The sequence below is a fragment of the Methylosinus sp. shoA genome, assembly GCF_059718125.1.
Genome location: NZ_AP046091.1, coordinates 1,540,507 through 1,555,986 on the forward strand (window position 1 = coordinate 1,540,507; position 15,480 = coordinate 1,555,986).

Here is a 15,480-nt window from a genome sequence, read left to right on the forward strand (position 1 = left end):
GCTTTTCGATGACCTTCGACGCACTGATTCACTGTGTCGCGGCTCATCCGGGCGCCGCCGGCGCCGGCGTCTCTTTCGCCGCGCGCACGCGCCGCCAGTCGAGGCCTTCGAGCAGCGCCGAAAATTGCGCCGCCGACAGGCGCATCACGCCGTCCTCGATCTTCGGCCAACGGAACTCGCCATCCTCGAGACGCTCGGCGAACAGACACACGCCCGCGCCGTCCCAGAAAACCAGTTTGATGCGGTCGGCGCGCTTGGCGCGGAAAACGTAAATCGCGCCGTCGAAGGGATCGGCCCTCATCGTCTCGCGGACCAGCGCCGCCAGACCCTCCGCGCCCTTGCGGAAATCGACCGGCTTCGTCGCCACCATCACCCGCACCGCGCCGGTCGGACCGATCATTTGGCGGCTCTCAACGCCCGGATCACCGCAGTGATGGTCTTCGCTTGCGCGCCGCGTCCGACCCGAACCGTGACGCCATCGACTTCGAGTTCGATCGTCGGCGCCGAATCGATTTCCTGGCGCAGGGCTCGTCGTTCGCGTTTCGCCGGCGGCGCGGGCTCAGGCCCTTGCATGACTGCGGGAACGAACAATGGCGATCAATTCCTGCGGGACATGCGCCTTCCTCATACGTTCTTTGTCGCCCGCCCAGCTCTTCGGCAGATAGAGCTCGCGGTCGATGAAGGCATGGCCGCGATGCGACACATAGCAAGCGAAAACGCCGATCTGGCAGTTCGTGATCTTTCCCGCCGAGCCCGTGTATTGCCGTGCGACGCCGCAGGATGCCTTGCCTTGCTTCAGAAAGCCGGTCTCGTCGACGACGAGAACCGCATCGTCGTCGGCCAACGTCTCCAGCGCATAGTCGCGCACGATGTCGCGCAAGGCATCCGCGTCCCAACGTCCGCGGCCAAGAATCGCCTGCTGTCGCCACGGCCCCGGATCACCGGCGGATTCCGCCCGCATCCAGCCCGTCTTGCGTCGCTCTTCACCGAGCAGGCCGTCGAGAAAATCCTCTGCCGATCGCGCCACGCGGTCTTGCGTGAACAACGGATGCATCCGATGTTTCACATCACGCAGCGACGACGCCCACAACTCCAGCGTCGTCTCGATCGAAGTTCTCGCCATCCCATGACCTCCAAGCCGAATCATGGTGGCCCAGTGAGTCAGAAACCGCCAGAATATGCAACTGTAATGCTAGGCTGGCAATTCCCGGTTGGTGTCACGTTACGCTTAATTGCAAGAATGTGGCGGTTCGAGCGCTTTGCTGTAGCTTATTTGAGAATCTCTTGGCGCAAGATTATCAATTATGCTGCAATAATGATAATGTCTTGGGGTGGATGCTGAGCATGGTTGAAGCGAGCTCGCTAAAGCGCGTGCAGTTTTGACCAATGGTTTTGCTTTGGAGCCATGTCAGTATGGCGGGTCCTTCGCGTTCAACGATTGAGACTGCAGCCAGCAGCGCCGGGCACAACCAAAGCGGTAGAATCGGGCTTGCCCGGGAAGGCAGTGAGATCTGGCGCGGAAATCCGGTCCGATCTGCACTTGAGCGACATCCTCGACGCCATCAGTTTCTGACGCCATTTCAAGATTTTCCGATTATTTTCACCGGGGGGCCGACTTCGGCGCGAGTTCACAGCTCGCGTGGGCGCGCGATCGACGTGATGCACCTCGCCAATCCCGAATCGACGCCGTCGCCGACGTGGTCGAGTTCGAGAACATCTATGAGACGGAACGGCAACTGCTTTACGTCGCCGGGCGTCGAGCTGCGGGATTTGGTGTTCGCGCGTGGTACGGCGTCGTAGAAGCCGCACGACGCGCAGGCTCGGTCGAACGCCGGTTCGGTGCTCGCCGCCACCAGAGCCCGATTTTGACGCCTCGCGACCGACGAAGGTCCGCGTCTCGAAGAAGGCGCCGAGCAAAACAATCTATGTATACAAATTACATATCTGCGATACTATGAAGCATCCCACGTTGGTGATCGTGTCGAGTTCCGGAGGATGATGTGCGCTCAGTTTCGTGGTCGGTTCTCGGAGCGCCAGACGCGCGTGAAGCTCGGAAGGGCTCGGCCGACATCGGGCCCCTGAAACGCCGATGACGCTGCGAGACCTCTCTCACTCGGCGCGGGACCCTCTCGCAAGTCCCGCCCGGCCGCGCGCTTCGGCCTGGATTTTGGGCCTTACGGTCGTTCTCGCGCTATTTGCGCTCTTCGCCATCTGTGTCGGCCGCTTTTCCATTTCGATCTCGACCGTCTGCGGCATTCTCGTCGGCGGCGTGCTGCCGATCTCCGAGACATGGACCCACACCGAGGCGACCGTCGTGAATGTGGTCCGCTTGCCGCGCGTGGCGATGGCGATCATCGCCGGGGCCGGGCTCGCGATCTGCGGCGCCGCGTTTCAGGGATTGTTTCGCAATCCTCTCGTCGGTCCGCAGATCCTCGGAATATCCTCCGCGGCGTCGTTCGGCGGAGCGTTGGCGATCACGCTCTCCGCGTCGGTCGTAGGGATCATCGGTTCGGCCTTCGGATTCGGGCTGGTCGCCCTCATCGCCATCTTCATCCTGTGTCGCGCGACGCCGAGAGCAAACCTCTCGATCATTCTCGCGGGCGTCGTCGTCGGCTCCTTCTTCACGGCGCTGGTCGGCGTGCTCGAATACGCGTCCGATCCGCTGACGAAGCTGCCGAGCATCGTCTACTGGCTGCTCGGCAGCTTCGCGACGGCCAATCCTCAAAAGCTCGTGGCCCTCGCCATTCCGACCTTCATCGCCAGCGCAACGCTCTTGGCGATGCGTTGGCGTCTCAATATTCTCTCGCTCAATGAGACCGACGCGTCCGCCTTGGGGGTAGACGTGAAGAAATGCCGATGGCTGGTTCTGATGACGGGCGCGCTGATCGTCGCCGCTCAAGTCGCGGTCAGCGGCGGAATCGGCTGGGTCGGCCTCATCATTCCGCATTTCGGGCGCATGTTGGTCGGCCCGGACCATCGCCTGCTGCTGCCCGCTTCGGCGCTGCTCGGCGGGCTCTATCTGTTGGCCGTCGACACGATCGCCCGAACGGCGACAACCCAAGAAATCCCGCTCGGTCTGCTGACGGCGCTGATCGGCGCGCCGATCTTCGGCTATCTCTTGTGGCGAACACATCTGCGAGGATGGGGCGGCGGCGAATGAATCCTTTTCGCCGCCTCGATGCTCAAAGCGCCGGCATCACGTCGCGCGAGAGCAGCCGAAGCGATTTCATTGTCGTCTCCAGCGGCATGAAGCCGAAGAAAGACGACTGCATGTTGATGCGGCGGATTCCGTATCTTTCCTGCAATCTTTCGAGCTTGCGGATGCAGGTGTCGACGCCGCCGATGATGGCCAACTGCTCGTAGAGCGCTTCCGGCTCGATATCCTCCTCGCGCACGGTTCTGGCGCGTTGCGCTATGCCGATCGCCTTCAGCCGCTCCGACAATTCGCGCACCGCACGCTCGGCTTCACATCTCGCCTGCTCATCGGTCTCGGCCACATGAAAAAAGCGGCCGAGGGGAACGTCCTCCACTCGTCCTCCGGCCGCACGATAGGCGTCGAGCATTCGCTCGAGATGCCAATCGGCCTGAATGCCGCTCTGGATGATGCGATGTCCATCGCGCGCCACTGCGGCCCCAGTCTCTGGCGTGTAGGTCGCGACATAGATCGGCGGATGGGGCGACTGCGCGGGCTTCGGCAGCACATTGTATCGGCCGCTGCCGAGCGTCGATTCCTCCTCTTGCCAATAGGACAGGATCTTGCCGAGATTGTCGTCGAAGCGCGCTCTGGTTTCGTCGACCGTAACCTCATAGGCGTCGCAGTAGCGCGGATTGGCGCCTCTGGCGACGCCGAAATCGATGCGTCCGCGCGAGATCACATCGAGCGTCGCGATTTCTTCCGCCAGTCGCAATGGATGATGCAGAGGCAGCAGCAGCGCCGAAAACCCGATGCGTATCGTCGTCGTCGCTTGCGCGACCGCCGCCGCCATGACGACCGGCGATGGACAGATGCGGCCTCCCGATGTGTGCAGGAGCCGCTGAAAATGCTCCTCGTTGAACCAGACGCTCTTCAGTCCGAGCGCTTCGGCCTCGGCGATCAGCGCCGACAATGCCGAGGCGTCGGGAGCCGCAAGTCCGGCGTCGCAGCCGGCCAATCCGAATTCCATGGTGAAAGCTTCTTCTGCTTGTCAACGATCCGGAGCGCCCGTCAGTATGTCGGCCGCCTCCTCGTCGTCGAGCGTGTAGGAAAAGAACCCCGAGTAGAAGCGCTTCAGCTCGCCCGTGAGATCGATGTCGCCAAAGCGATTCGGGTGCAGCAGCTTCGCGGCCCACAACAGGGTCAGCGGATGTTCGACCGTGTGATAGCCCCATCCGCAGACGCCCCAGGGAATGGCGTGGATGCGATTGGCGCGCACGGCGGTGAGGTCGGCGAGCCTGAGGTCCTTGCGGATCTCGTCGATCTCGCGTCGGGAATTGACGATGATGATGTCCGGGTCCCAGGCGATCACCTGCTCGATGGAGAGCGTCATCAGCTCCGTATGCCGATCGCGCGCGGTGACGCTCACGCCGCCGGCGCGCGCAATCCACCAATCCGGCACATAATGCTGCTGACGCATCAGGCCGTATTCGAAATAGAGAACCTTGGGCCGTTCAGCGTCGGAGAGGCCGGTCAGCCCCCTGCGCAGACGGGCGTGCGTCTCGTCGAATAATCGATCATAGGCGTCGGCCGCTTCCTCTCTGCCATAAAGCTTGCCGACCGCCGCGATGATGCGGCGATCGACCGCGTCGCTATCTCCATCCGCGCCGAAGCGCGTCAGGCGGAAGGGCGTCAAGCCCAATCGCTCCAATTGCTCCGCCGATTCCTCGGCGGCGGCGCCCGAGACGAGAACGACATCCGGCCGGGCGCCGAGCAGAGCTTCGATATTGGCTCTGCCCGCAGGGTCCTGCATGGTCGGCAGCTTTGCCAGGCGCGGCGCGAGACGCGTCTGAAAGCGCCATCGCGGCGTCGTCGCGAAAGCCGGCAGGCCGGTGATGATGGTGTCGCGATCGCCTGCGAGGAATACGTAGGAATTGACGACCGGCACGCCGCCGAGGATCGCGGTCTTCGTCACGACCTGCGGGACGCGGCGTTCGATTCCGCTCGCATCCTCGACCGATCGCTCGAGGGCGTGAGCGATCGGGGCGGCGAGAGCCGCTCCGATCCAGAGAGCCCCTCCGAACATTCGCACCACGCAGCGGCTCCTATGCGTCGACGACATCATCGTCCCGCTCGCTTCGTCACATTTTGGCGGAGAGAGTGACAGCGACGCTGAACGGCGCGCCCTGATAGAAGGTCGCCGCGCTGCTGCCGTCGATCGTGATGTCGCTGTAGCTGATCACGCCGATATATTTCGTGTTGAACAGATTCTGGATGTTGAGCGACAAGGACGCGTCCTTCACATAGGGGAGATCCTTCAGCGGATAGGCGACCGTCAAATCGACGACGCTGTAGCCGGGAATGGGTTGTGTATGCAGGACGTCGGCGTAGCGCTGTCCGAGCAAGTGCATCACGGGCGTGATGTTGAAGCCGAACAGCCGGACATTCGCTCCGAGATTGCCCTGGAACATGGGCGCATCCTGGACCTGCTTGCCTTTCGATCGCAGCGTGACACTCGTCGCGGTCTGGATGTCGTCGTCGAAGACGAAACGATTGTACGACGCCGATGCGAAGACGTCGATCTCCGGCGTAATCCGCCAATCGCCCGAGACCTCGGCTCCATAGCTCGTCGCCTGCGCGGCGTTCATATTATAGGCGAGGCCGACGGTGGGATCTACGGCCTGCACCTGACGGTTTTGGAAATGCGCGTAATACAGCGTCCCGTCGACTGTGAGCGCGTCGTCCTTGTAGCGCAGGCCGACGTCGATATTGTCGGAGGTCTCGATGTTCAGCCTCTGCGCGAGGCGATCCATCGTCACGCCTGCCGCGACGAATTTCGCTTCGTTGTTGAGAAAGGTTTGCGAACCGAATTCCGGCCGCGCATAATTACGTCCATAGGACAGGCTCGCTGTCACTTCTTTCGACAAGGGAAGGAGCACGCCGAAATTGGGGAGCCATCCGGTGAACGTTCGCGACGAGGTCGATGCATAGGGATCTGGAGTCGCAAAGCCGAAGATGCTGACATAATCGACGTCCGGCAGGCCGCTCGTATTATAGAACAAAGCGCTGCCGTAGTAGTAATTCAGGTAGCGCAGACCGGCCGTGACGGTGGCGTCGCCGATATGCGTCTCGATCATGGCGTAGGGCGAGTTGAATACGGTGTTGACGCCGTCGGCGAATTTGCCGAGCGCGGTCCATCCGGCGAACTGCATCTGACCCGCCGCGTTCAGGCTATAACCCTTCGCCGCGCTGATCGGCATGGCTTTGGCGTCGCGCTCATAGAACCAATAGCCGAACTTCCATGCGACATCGCCGAATTTGTCGTCATATTCCGCGACGGTCCCGAAGATCGTGGAGTCGCGATATTGCCGGACGATTCCCGCGCTTCCGCCGAGTTTCGACAAAGCGCTCGCCGAACCGGTGAGGCCGTAGCCGCTTTCCACCGAATAGAATGGCTTCAGCGTGAAATGCGCCTTATTGCCGACATCGAAGACGATGTTGCCGAAGAGACGATTGTCGATCAATCGCTGGGTGTTGTAATCGTAATATTGATAATCCGCGCGCGCATTCCCGGTGAGGAGGCCATAATAGTCGAGCCTGTAATTGTTGCGCAGGTCCATCGCTTGCGCGTAATTGAGTGGGCGATATCGATCCTGATCGAGATCCTTGTGGATGTAGAAGATCTCGGCCTTGCCGATGTCGCCGAGCGGCACGGTCGCTCCGAGCTCGAAATTGCCGCGCTCGGTTTCGCCGCTGCCCCGCCATTTGTTCACGGTCGTCCAGGAGCCGGAAACAAACGCCTTGGCGCCGCCGGGAAGAAGACCGGTGTCGGCGCGCGCATAGGTGCGCAGCAGGCTGTAGTTTCCGACGGTCTGATTGACCTGAAATCCCGGCAGGTCCGAAGGTCGGCGGATGACGATATCCATGCTGCCGGAGGTGTTGAAGAAGCCGACCGCTTTGTCGGTCGGCACGGCGCCGCGATAGACGTCGATGTGGTCGACGTCCTCGAGATCGAGAATATCGTTGGCGGCGTCGCGGCTGGTGATCGCCAATCCTTCCACGGTGCGGCCGAAATGGCGGCTGAACTTGCCGCGGGAATTTATATTTGTCTCGCTTTCGCCGATTCCGAAAGCCGCGGCGGATTCCACATGGATCGACGGTTGCTGGTCAATCGAGCGATAGAGATTGGTCTGGCCGGCGCCGCCGACGGCGGTGATCGCGGCCGAATCGAAACGCGTCGTTGTGTTCGGCGTGTCGATCGATCTTTTGCCCATGGCCTCGGCGCGACGCTCTTTTTTCTCCCCTCCGTCGCTCTGCGACGCCACATCGATGTCGGGTAGGCGCGCGGGGGGCTCCGCTATCGCGAACCCCGTCGACAGGATGAGGCTGGAAAGAGACGCGCCTGCGAGGGTTTTCGTCGAGCCCTTCGCGGAAGCGGGACGGCGTATGCGGCGATAGGACATGATCACGGCTCTCCTTCTCCGGCCGGCGGCGACGAGGGAGGCGGTCGCGCGGTCGTTCTGACCAGACATTATCAATATGTTTGTGATATATATAGCGTATATTTGACGCATGGCCGCATGTAGCATGTGCAGAGAATCAGGCCTCCACCTCGAAGGCAGGACGAGCTTGCCTCGACGGCAGGCAGGCGGGCGTAATTTTGCACGTTTTAACAACTATATAACTATAGGTTGCCGTTGGCTCCGGCCTGCTATCATAAGGAGCTTCCCGCGCGCCCGAGCAGGATGTCGCCCTGCGAGCAGGAAGGTCTGGTCTTCATCATGCTAAAGGCGTAAATGTATTTCGTGGCGTATCGGCCAGACAGAGGAGCGCTGCATGAAGAAAATATCAGAAATGGCGGTATCGATGTCAGATGCCGGCTACTTCTATCGGCCAGAACCTCTGGGTGCTGCGTCACTGCGAGGCGAGGATCTCGCGCGGGAGCGTCTTCGCTCTCCTCGGCCCCAATGGGCGCGGCAAGACAACCTTACTGTATCTGCTCGTCGGAGCTCTGAAGCCTTGCAAAGGAAGCCTCGTCGTGAGCGGTCGGGTCGCTTTCGTCCCGTAACTGTTCGAAGTGGGGTTATGGCGCTGATGGGCCGCGCGCGAAAGATCGGTCTGTTCTCGCAACCCTCGCGCGCCGACGAAGAGGCCGCGCCGGCCGCGCTCGATCGCTTCGGAATGGCTCATCACGCCGCACGGCCGTTTCACGAGCTCTCGGGCGGCCAGCGCCAGCTCGTGATCTTCGCGCGGGCGCTCGTGGCGGAGGCCGACATTCTCATATTGGACGAACCGACGTCGGCGCTCGACCTCGAGAACCAAGCTCTCGTCCTAGAGCGCATCGCTTCGCTCGCGCGCGAGGACGGATTGTGATGACCACGCATCATCCCCATCACGCGCTGGCGGTGGCCGACGATGCGCTGCTGATGCGAGGCGCCGGAGACTATCTCTGCGGCTCGGCGCGCGATATTCTTTCCGAGCAGAATCTGGGATCGCTCTATCGCGCGCCGCTGAAGCGGCTCGCCTTCGAGCATGAAGGCAAAGAGCTCGAGACGATCGCTCCTGTTCTGATGCCGCGTCGCGCCGTCGAAGCCGATCGGGCGTACAATGCCGCGCTCTGAAACGCGGCGGCCGAGCGAAGGGCCACCACAACCGCCGACGGCAGCGCTCGATGGACAATGAATCGCCGTCTGCCCACCCGTCGCCATGATCAAAAATTTGGATCGATATGCGCACTCTCGTCTGTCGTATCGCCGAGACGCGAACAGCCGGAATGCGCCCGCGCAGGACATGTTACGACTCCATCTCGAACTGGCATCGCGCGCAAAAAGCGTCCGGTTTCAACCCCTGTGGCGCAAAACGATCGTCGTCCTTGTCCCATTCGATCACTTGCCGATCGACCATGGCTGCGGGCTCGATCGGCGCGAGCTCATCGAGCCGATCGTGCGTCAGCACGAACCGCCGGGATGCTGGCTGAGATGGCGCGGCGCGCCCATGAGCTGACGGGCGAGATCGAGCGTCAGGCGCAGCCGTCGATCGGAGAGATTGAGGTTCAGCGCCTCGACATGCTTGTCCTCGACGCCATCGTCCGACCATCCCCAGACCTGAGAGGACAGCATCTTGATCAGGTCCTCGGTGAGGCCGAGCGCCTTGCCCACGTCGCGGATCGCGCCCTTGGTGCGGTAGCGAATGACAGTCGAGCAGAGGGCAGCGTGGTCACGGCCATATTGCTTGAAGATCCACTGCATCACCACCTCCCGCTTTTCATGTTCGAAATCGACGTCGATGTCGGGCGGCTGGCAACGTTCCTCGCTGACGAAGCGCTCGAACAGCAAATCATTCCTCGCCGAATCGATCGAGGTGATGCCCAACACGTAGCAGAAAGCCGAGTTCGCCGCGGAGCCGCGGCCCTGGCAGAGAATGTCCTTCGAGCGGGCGAAGCGCACGATCGAATGCACCGTTAGGAAATAAGTTCAGCTTCTCGATCAGCGTGAGTCTGGCGCAGTGTCCGCACCACATCATCGGGCAAGTCTGTCAAACGCCATCGAAACGGGACCCCGCATTTGCATACCCCTTTCGAGCGCGCGGTTTCCGCCGTTGTCGGCGTGACGGAGGGCGGGCGTAGCCCGACCGCAGTCATGCCGACAACAGCGGCGGCTCGACCGGATGCGCATCATCGATCTCCTTGCGGAGGTGCACGGATGGACGGGCTTCTCAGAGCGCTTTCTCCATCTGCGCAGCGGCGCGCCGCCGGAGGACATTCTCGCGCTGATGACCGCCTTGCTCGCCGACGCCACCAATCTCGGCCTCGCACGGATGGCGCGCAGCTCCACCGTCTCCACGCATTCCAAGCTGCTCTGGACCGCCGAATGGCATGTGCGGGACGAAACCTATCAGGCGGCGCTCGCCTGTCTTGTCGATGCGATTCACGCGCCGGCATGCCATTGGCGGAGGGGCGGAAGCGACGCAAAAGGTCGAGCTTCTTCTCGCCGAAGCGCGCGATGTCGGTGAAGGCCTCCGCCCCGGCCAGCACGGCGAGCAGGGACAAGAGCAAGATCTCGTCGAGCGGATACATCACCTTGCCGGGCCGCCGTTCGTCCGGCATGTCGTTGAAATAGTGCAGAAACACCGTCGTCTCGGCCAAAGCCGCGCAATCCGACCCGCTCTCGTCCATCGACTTGACCTCCTGCCCGAACCACAGGAGGTCGACTGATTCAGCACGAAAGCGATCTGTCACCTACTTCTTCACCCGATCGCCCCGGCCCGGCCTCGCCTCGAGCTTGACTCGCGCGCAGTCTCGCCTATGACTTATCGTCGATGGTTCCCCGTGAGGGATCGAATGGGAATGCGGTGAGCGTCGGCGGCGGCGCGATTCCGCGGCTGCCCCCGCAACTGTGAGCGGATAGCCGAAGACCGAAAGCCACTGGAGCAAGCGTTCCGGGAAGGCGGTCAGAGCGGCGAGGACCCGCGAGCCAGGAGACCTGCCATCATTCGTGGTCACGCGCGAGAGCGTCGGGCGGGGTGCACCGATGCGGCCGAGACCCGTTCGATGGACGGGTCGAGACCTTCGCAGTGACGGCCCACGTCACGCTGCGAGCGTTTCGTCCATGTCTTTCCATTCCGCGCGGTCCGCGTGTCTCGGCGCGCCGCTCTTTTCTGCTTCTCTCTTTGCGTTTCTTCCCGTTCTCGCCGCCGCGCAGGAGGCGCTGCCGACCGTCGAGATCGGCGCCGCGACCGTCGTCTCCGCTGATCGCGTCGAAGAGCCGGCGTCGCGCGCCGCCTCCGCCATCACTGTCGTCTCGGCCAAGGAGATCGAGAAGCGCGCCGGAACCGGTCTCGTCGAGGCTCTGCGCGGGACGCCCGGGCTCGACCTCTATTCATCCGGCGGCGTCGGAACGCAGAGCTTCGTCTATCTGCGCGGCGCAACGCCCGGCCAGACCCTCGTGCTCATCGACGGCGTGCGCATCGGCGATCCGTCCTCGACCGACGGCTCGGTCGATTTCGGCGCCCTCGTCGCCACCGACATCGAACGCATCGAGGTGCTGCGCGGACCGCAATCGTCGCTCTACGGCTCGAACGCCATGGGCGGCGTCATCGACATCATCACACGCAAGGGCGAGGGCGCGCCGAAAGGGTCCGTCCTCTTCGAAGGCGGCTCCTATGGAACGATCCATACCCGCGCGAGCCTTTCGGGAAGCGAGGGACAGCTTTGGTACGCCTTCGCGATCGATGCGCTGCATGTCGACGGACATCCGCGCTTCGGCTATCGCATCACGCGGCCGCTCACCATCGGCGACGGGGTGACGCCGCCGCCGCCCCTGCCGTCCGACGATCCGACCAACAAGGGCGGCGCCAGCGCGAGGCTCGGCTATCGCATTTCGGAGGAACTCTCGGTCGAGGCCGCCTTCATCGGCTACGATAGTGCGATCCGCTTCGACAATCCTTTCGCCTTCTCGCCGGCCGACGTGTTCGACCGCGAAAATCATTCCCATTCGTCCTTCGGCCAGGGCTATGTGCGCATCGACGCCGATCTCATCGACCGCAGGCTCCATAATCGGCTGGTCCTGTTCGGCAATGTGATCGACCGCGACGTCTGGCAGCCGAACGCCTGCTTCGATGCGAGCTTCGCCTCCTTCGACTGCCGGACCGGATCGCGCGGCGAGCGCCGCGGGCTCGAATATCAGGGCGATCTGACGCTCGATTCCTTTGGCCTCCTCACCTTCGGCGCCCGCGAGGAGACGGAGGCGGTCCACACGTCGCAAGAACCGGCGCCGGCGGGAAGCTTCACGCCGATCGACGCCGCGCAGACGACCCATTCCGGCTTCGCCCAGCACAAGCTCACCGTGTTCGACCGCTTCGATCTCTCCTATGGCGGCCGCATCGACGCCGTCGAGGCCAATCACACTTTCGGCACGTGGCGCGCGACCGCCGCCTATCGTGTCGAGGAGACAGGGACGAAGCTCAAGGCCAGCGCCGGAACGGGCGCGCGCATCGCCTCGCTCTATCAGCGCTTCAGCCAATATGGCGACCCGCGCCTGAAGCCGGAAACGAGCCTCGGCTATGACTTCGGCTTCGATCAGACCCTGTTCGGCGATCGCCTGTTCGCCTCGGTGAGCCTGTTCGAGAACGACTTCCGCGAGCTCATCGAATATGGCTCGTCGCCGACCTGCACGGCGACGCAAGTCTTCGGCTGCTATTTCAATGTCGGCCGGGCGCGGACCCGCGGCGTCGAATTTTCGGGCGAGGCCGCGCTCGTTCCGTCCGAATGGCGCCTGAAGGCGAGCTACACGCATCTCGTCGCCGAGGATCTCGCCGAGAACGTCGGCCTGTTGCGCCGCCCGCGCGACAAGGCCATGGCCGCGCTCGTCTACACCGGCGTTCCGGGCCTCGAGCTCGAGGCGCGGCTCAATCTGGCCGGGCCTCGCGCCGATTACGACTTCGTCAAATCGCGACGCGTGACGCTCTCGACCTATGCGCGGCTCGACCTCTTCGCCGATTACAGGGTGAACGAGCTTCTGTCCGTCTTCGCGCGCATCGAAAATATGAGCGATGCGCGCTATGAGGAAGTCTACAATTACGGAACGGCCGGGCGATCCGTCTATGGCGGCGTGAGGCTGAAATGGTGACCTCGAACAGGAGACTTCGGATGACGCTTTCTCTCGATCGTTTCGGCGGCCCCCGCCTCGCATGGCTCGCCGCCTTTCTCGCCGTCGGCGCTTTCACCACTTTCGGCGTCGCCTGCGCGGCGCCCTTCGCCGCCTTTGCGGCGATAGCCGCTCTCACAAATCCGCGCGGCGCCGCATTGGCGCTGACGGCCTTCGTCTGGCTCGTCAATCAGATCGTCGGCTACGCCTTCCTGCATTATCCGACCGATCTCGAGACGCTCGGCTGGGGCGGCGCGCTGCTCGCCGTCGCGCTGCTCGGCTGCGAGACCGCGCGTGTCGTCGCGCCGCGCGCCGGAGCCGTCGCCGCCTTCGTCGCGAGCTTCGTCGCCTATGAAGGCGCGCTCTATCTCGCCACTGTGGCGACGGGCGGCGTCACGACGCATTATGCGCCGGAGAGCGTGGCGCGCATCTTCGCCATCAACGCGGTCGTCTTCGCGGGGTTGTTCGCGGCGGGCCGGCTCGCTGCGGCGATCGCCGCGCGCCGTGCGCGCCTCGCCTATAGCTGAGCGTCGCGGCGCCGATCGGCCGTGCCGACCCATCGCGCGAGCGCGAGGCTCGCGGCGACGAAACGCCGCTCGGCGAGCAGGCCCTTCGCGCGCTCCTCTATGTCGGCTGTCGCGGCGCGGCCCTCGTCGGGCGTCTCCGACATGCGCGGCAGCTCGACCGATGTGAGCGCCGCGAGCTTTTCGATATCCTCGTCGACCAGCGCGGCGAGCCGGGCGCGCCGCTCGCCTTCGACGCGCAGCCGGCCGTCCGCGCATTGCGGCGTCGCGGCGAGCGACCGCAATATGCCCGCCCGCGCGAGCGTCAGGAGGAAGTGCCGCAGATATCCCCTGCGTGGAAAGGCTTCCTGGTCGCCGATGATCTCATTCACGCGGCGCATCGCCTCCAGCACGCCGGCGCCGGGATCGGCGTTGACGAAATCCCCGCGCTGCGGCGGCGCGCCGTCGAATCGAAGCATTTCCGTCCACAGCAGCTCGACGATGTCGCGTGATTTACGGAAGGGGAGGATCGTGACGCGCTCCGCGCCGAACACGCGGCGCCAGCGTGAAATCGTTTCCGCATATCGGCAATACCAATTCTCGGGAACGAGCAACTCGTCGACGAAGGCGTCGAGCGTCAGGCTGCGGCCGGCGCGGATCGTGCTGGAATAGGCCGAATAGACGCGCTCCTCATGAGGACGCAGCACGCTGACGATGCGGCAGTCGAAACTTTTGAAATCCTCCGCGAGCCGCTCGATCTGGAACGGATAGAGCCGCGAGGACAAGTGTTCGGCGCTGACGAGCGCCGTCGACGCCGCGTCGCTCTCGATCTCCGCGACGAGGGAATCGACGATGGGGCGGCGGCCCTTCCACGAGCGTGCGAGATTGAAGTCCGCCCAGCCGGCGTCTTCATAATAGCCGGCGACGAGCGCCGCGTGATTGCGGCTCCGGCGCGAGAAGGCGAGGTTCTTCGTCGGATAGAGCACGCCGCGCGCGGCGAGGGCGCGGCGGTGCGCGTAGCAGAAGCGCTGGAACGAGCTGGTCCCGGTCTTCTCGAGCCCGATGTGGAAGATGATTTTTTTGCGCGTGTTCGTGTGTTCGAGGGGCCCTTCCATCAGCTTCCCACGCGATCCGCGAGGAGGCGCGATCCTTCTCCCGCGAGCGGGAGAAGGAAGAAACACCCTTTTTGTCTCGAGTGCGGAACACGCAATCTGCGTCACTCCCTCGTCGTGCGCTATTTCGGCCCATGCACCAGGAGCCGCGCGACGCGGCGCGGGTCGGCCTCGACGATCTCGAACTCCCAGCCCTCGACCGGCGCGGGCACGATCTCGCCGCGCATCGGCACATGGCCGGCGAGCGAGGCGACGAGGCCGCCGAGCGTCGTCACCTCCGCGCCGGTGTCCTCGGGCGTGAAATCGACGCCGAGCCGGCGCGAGACGTCTTCGAGATCGGCCTTGGCGTCGACCATATAGACGCCCTCGGACACCGTTTCTATGCGCGGCTCCTCGTCGACGTCGTGCTCGTCCTCTATGTCGCCGACGATCATCTCGACGATGTCCTCCATCGTCGCGAGGCCGTGCGTGCCGCCATATTCGTCGATGACGAGAGCGAGATGCGTGTGCGTCGCCTGCATTTTCACCAAGAGATCGAGCGCCGGCATGGACGGCGGCACATAGAGAACCGGCTTCAGCACGTCGATGGTCGAGAGCGGCGCGGAGAAATCGATCGCGGCGAGCGAGACGGTCGGCGCATGTTCCTGCGGCTCGGCGGCCGGCGCGCCGGCTGTCGCCGGCTCCGCGCGCTCGGCGAGCGAGGCGAGATAATCGACGAAATCGCGGATGTGGATCATGCCGCGCGGATCGTCGAGCGTGTCGCCATAGACGGGCAGACGCGAATGGCCGGCGTTGCGGAACAGGGCCAAAGTCTCGCCGAGCGTCGCGTCCTGCCCCACGGCGACGATGTCGGCGCGCGGCACCATGGCGTCGGCGACGCGCAGATCATGCAGCGCCAGCACATTCTTCAGCAGCACGCGCTCGTGCGGCGTGACGTCGCCGGTCGAGTCCTCCAGCGCCTCCTCTATGTCCTCGCGCACCGAGACGGTGCCGAGGCCGATCAGGGCGCGCAGACGATCGACGATGCCGATCCGCGGCTCGCCGCGACGCGAACCCGCATGCTCGCCGTTATCGATCCTGGACATAGT

Annotated in this window: 12 protein-coding genes, 4 pseudogenes and 1 riboswitch; of the genes and pseudogenes, 6 read left to right on the plus strand and 10 right to left on the minus strand. The window is 63.6% G+C overall.

What is annotated here, in order from left to right; translation table 11 throughout:
* Positions 1-43: 43 nt before the first annotated feature.
* From tnpB to AC6IW9_RS07000, 3 genes and pseudogenes are all read right to left on the minus strand, one after another.
* A complete protein-coding gene (gene tnpB, locus AC6IW9_RS06990) occupies positions 44-400 on the minus strand; it encodes an IS66 family insertion sequence element accessory protein TnpB (protein ID WP_497770679.1) in 357 nt (118 codons plus the stop codon).
* A gap of 204 nt (positions 401-604) precedes the next feature.
* Positions 605-1,123, minus strand: a pseudogene (locus AC6IW9_RS06995) (IS701 family transposase); the annotation flags it as partial.
* A 505-nt stretch (positions 1,124-1,628) separates the two neighbouring features.
* Positions 1,629-1,853 carry a hypothetical protein gene (locus AC6IW9_RS07000; RefSeq protein WP_497770681.1) on the minus strand — a complete coding sequence of 75 codons (225 nt, stop codon included), beginning with the start codon at positions 1,851-1,853 and terminating at the stop codon, positions 1,629-1,631.
* Between the two features lie 236 nt (positions 1,854-2,089).
* Here AC6IW9_RS07000 and AC6IW9_RS07005 point away from each other — a divergent pair, with 236 nt between their 5' ends.
* Entirely contained in the window at positions 2,090-3,160 is a 1,071-nt protein-coding gene (locus AC6IW9_RS07005; RefSeq protein WP_497770683.1) for a FecCD family ABC transporter permease, read from the plus strand.
* Positions 3,161-3,182: 22 nt separating this feature from the next.
* On the opposite strand, the gene AC6IW9_RS07010 is transcribed toward AC6IW9_RS07005, so the two are convergent.
* From AC6IW9_RS07010 to AC6IW9_RS07020, 3 genes are read right to left on the minus strand one after another with little or no spacing between them, the layout of a single operon-like run.
* The gene (locus AC6IW9_RS07010; RefSeq protein ID WP_497770686.1) at positions 3,183-4,163 is read right to left on the minus strand and encodes an LLM class flavin-dependent oxidoreductase; all 981 of its coding nucleotides are present in this window, start codon (positions 4,161-4,163) and stop codon (positions 3,183-3,185) included.
* Positions 4,164-4,184: 21 nt separating this feature from the next.
* On the minus strand, positions 4,185-5,219 hold the full coding sequence (locus AC6IW9_RS07015; RefSeq protein WP_497772460.1) for an ABC transporter substrate-binding protein: 1,035 nt from the start codon (positions 5,217-5,219) through the stop codon (positions 4,185-4,187).
* 55 nt (positions 5,220-5,274) lie between these two features.
* The gene (locus AC6IW9_RS07020) at positions 5,275-7,407 is read right to left on the minus strand and encodes a TonB-dependent receptor (protein ID WP_497770689.1); all 2,133 of its coding nucleotides are present in this window, start codon (positions 7,405-7,407) and stop codon (positions 5,275-5,277) included.
* A gap of 599 nt (positions 7,408-8,006) precedes the next feature.
* On the opposite strand from AC6IW9_RS07020, the pseudogene AC6IW9_RS07025 reads away from it, so the two are divergent.
* Positions 8,007-8,506: pseudogene (locus AC6IW9_RS07025) on the plus strand (ABC transporter ATP-binding protein).
* Positions 8,506-8,754 (plus strand): hypothetical protein, encoded by a 249-nt coding sequence (locus tag AC6IW9_RS07030; RefSeq protein ID WP_497770692.1) that lies wholly within the window; start codon positions 8,506-8,508, stop codon positions 8,752-8,754. The pseudogene AC6IW9_RS07025 and the gene AC6IW9_RS07030 overlap by 1 nt, the downstream one beginning before the upstream one ends.
* A 244-nt stretch (positions 8,755-8,998) precedes the next feature.
* Here the strand turns inward: AC6IW9_RS07030 and AC6IW9_RS07035 are convergent.
* Positions 8,999-9,603 (minus strand): annotated as a pseudogene (locus AC6IW9_RS07035) (PHP domain-containing protein); the annotation flags it as partial.
* A gap of 196 nt (positions 9,604-9,799) precedes the next feature.
* Between AC6IW9_RS07035 and AC6IW9_RS07040 the strand changes: the two are divergent.
* Positions 9,800-10,144: a Tn3 family transposase gene (locus AC6IW9_RS07040; RefSeq protein ID WP_497770695.1), complete on the plus strand. Its 345-nt coding sequence runs from the start codon at positions 9,800-9,802 to the stop codon at positions 10,142-10,144.
* Here the strand turns inward: AC6IW9_RS07040 and AC6IW9_RS07045 are convergent.
* Positions 10,119-10,307 (minus strand): annotated as a pseudogene (locus tag AC6IW9_RS07045) (transposase family protein); the annotation flags it as partial. The gene AC6IW9_RS07040 and the pseudogene AC6IW9_RS07045 overlap by 26 nt on opposite strands.
* 127 nt (positions 10,308-10,434) lie before the next feature.
* A riboswitch (cobalamin riboswitch) is annotated at positions 10,435-10,636 on the plus strand.
* Between the two features lie 104 nt (positions 10,637-10,740).
* On the opposite strand from AC6IW9_RS07045, the gene AC6IW9_RS07050 reads away from it, so the two are divergent.
* Together AC6IW9_RS07050 and AC6IW9_RS07055 are read left to right on the plus strand one after the other, a co-directional pair.
* Positions 10,741-12,759, plus strand: coding sequence for a TonB-dependent receptor plug domain-containing protein (locus AC6IW9_RS07050; protein WP_497770697.1), 2,019 nt, complete (start codon positions 10,741-10,743; stop codon positions 12,757-12,759).
* 20 nt (positions 12,760-12,779) lie between these two features.
* Positions 12,780-13,304, plus strand: a complete 525-nt coding sequence (locus tag AC6IW9_RS07055; RefSeq protein ID WP_497770700.1) for a hypothetical protein — start codon at positions 12,780-12,782, stop codon at positions 13,302-13,304.
* Here the strand turns inward: AC6IW9_RS07055 and AC6IW9_RS07060 are convergent.
* Positions 13,295-14,395, minus strand: coding sequence for a hypothetical protein (locus AC6IW9_RS07060; RefSeq protein ID WP_497770703.1), 1,101 nt, complete (start codon positions 14,393-14,395; stop codon positions 13,295-13,297). The two genes, AC6IW9_RS07055 and AC6IW9_RS07060, sit on opposite strands and share 10 nt — an antisense overlap.
* A gap of 119 nt (positions 14,396-14,514) precedes the next feature.
* Positions 14,515-15,477 carry a hemolysin family protein gene (locus AC6IW9_RS07065; protein WP_497770706.1) on the minus strand — a complete coding sequence of 321 codons (963 nt, stop codon included), beginning with the start codon at positions 15,475-15,477 and terminating at the stop codon, positions 14,515-14,517.
* Between the last annotated feature and the right edge of the window lie 3 nt (positions 15,478-15,480).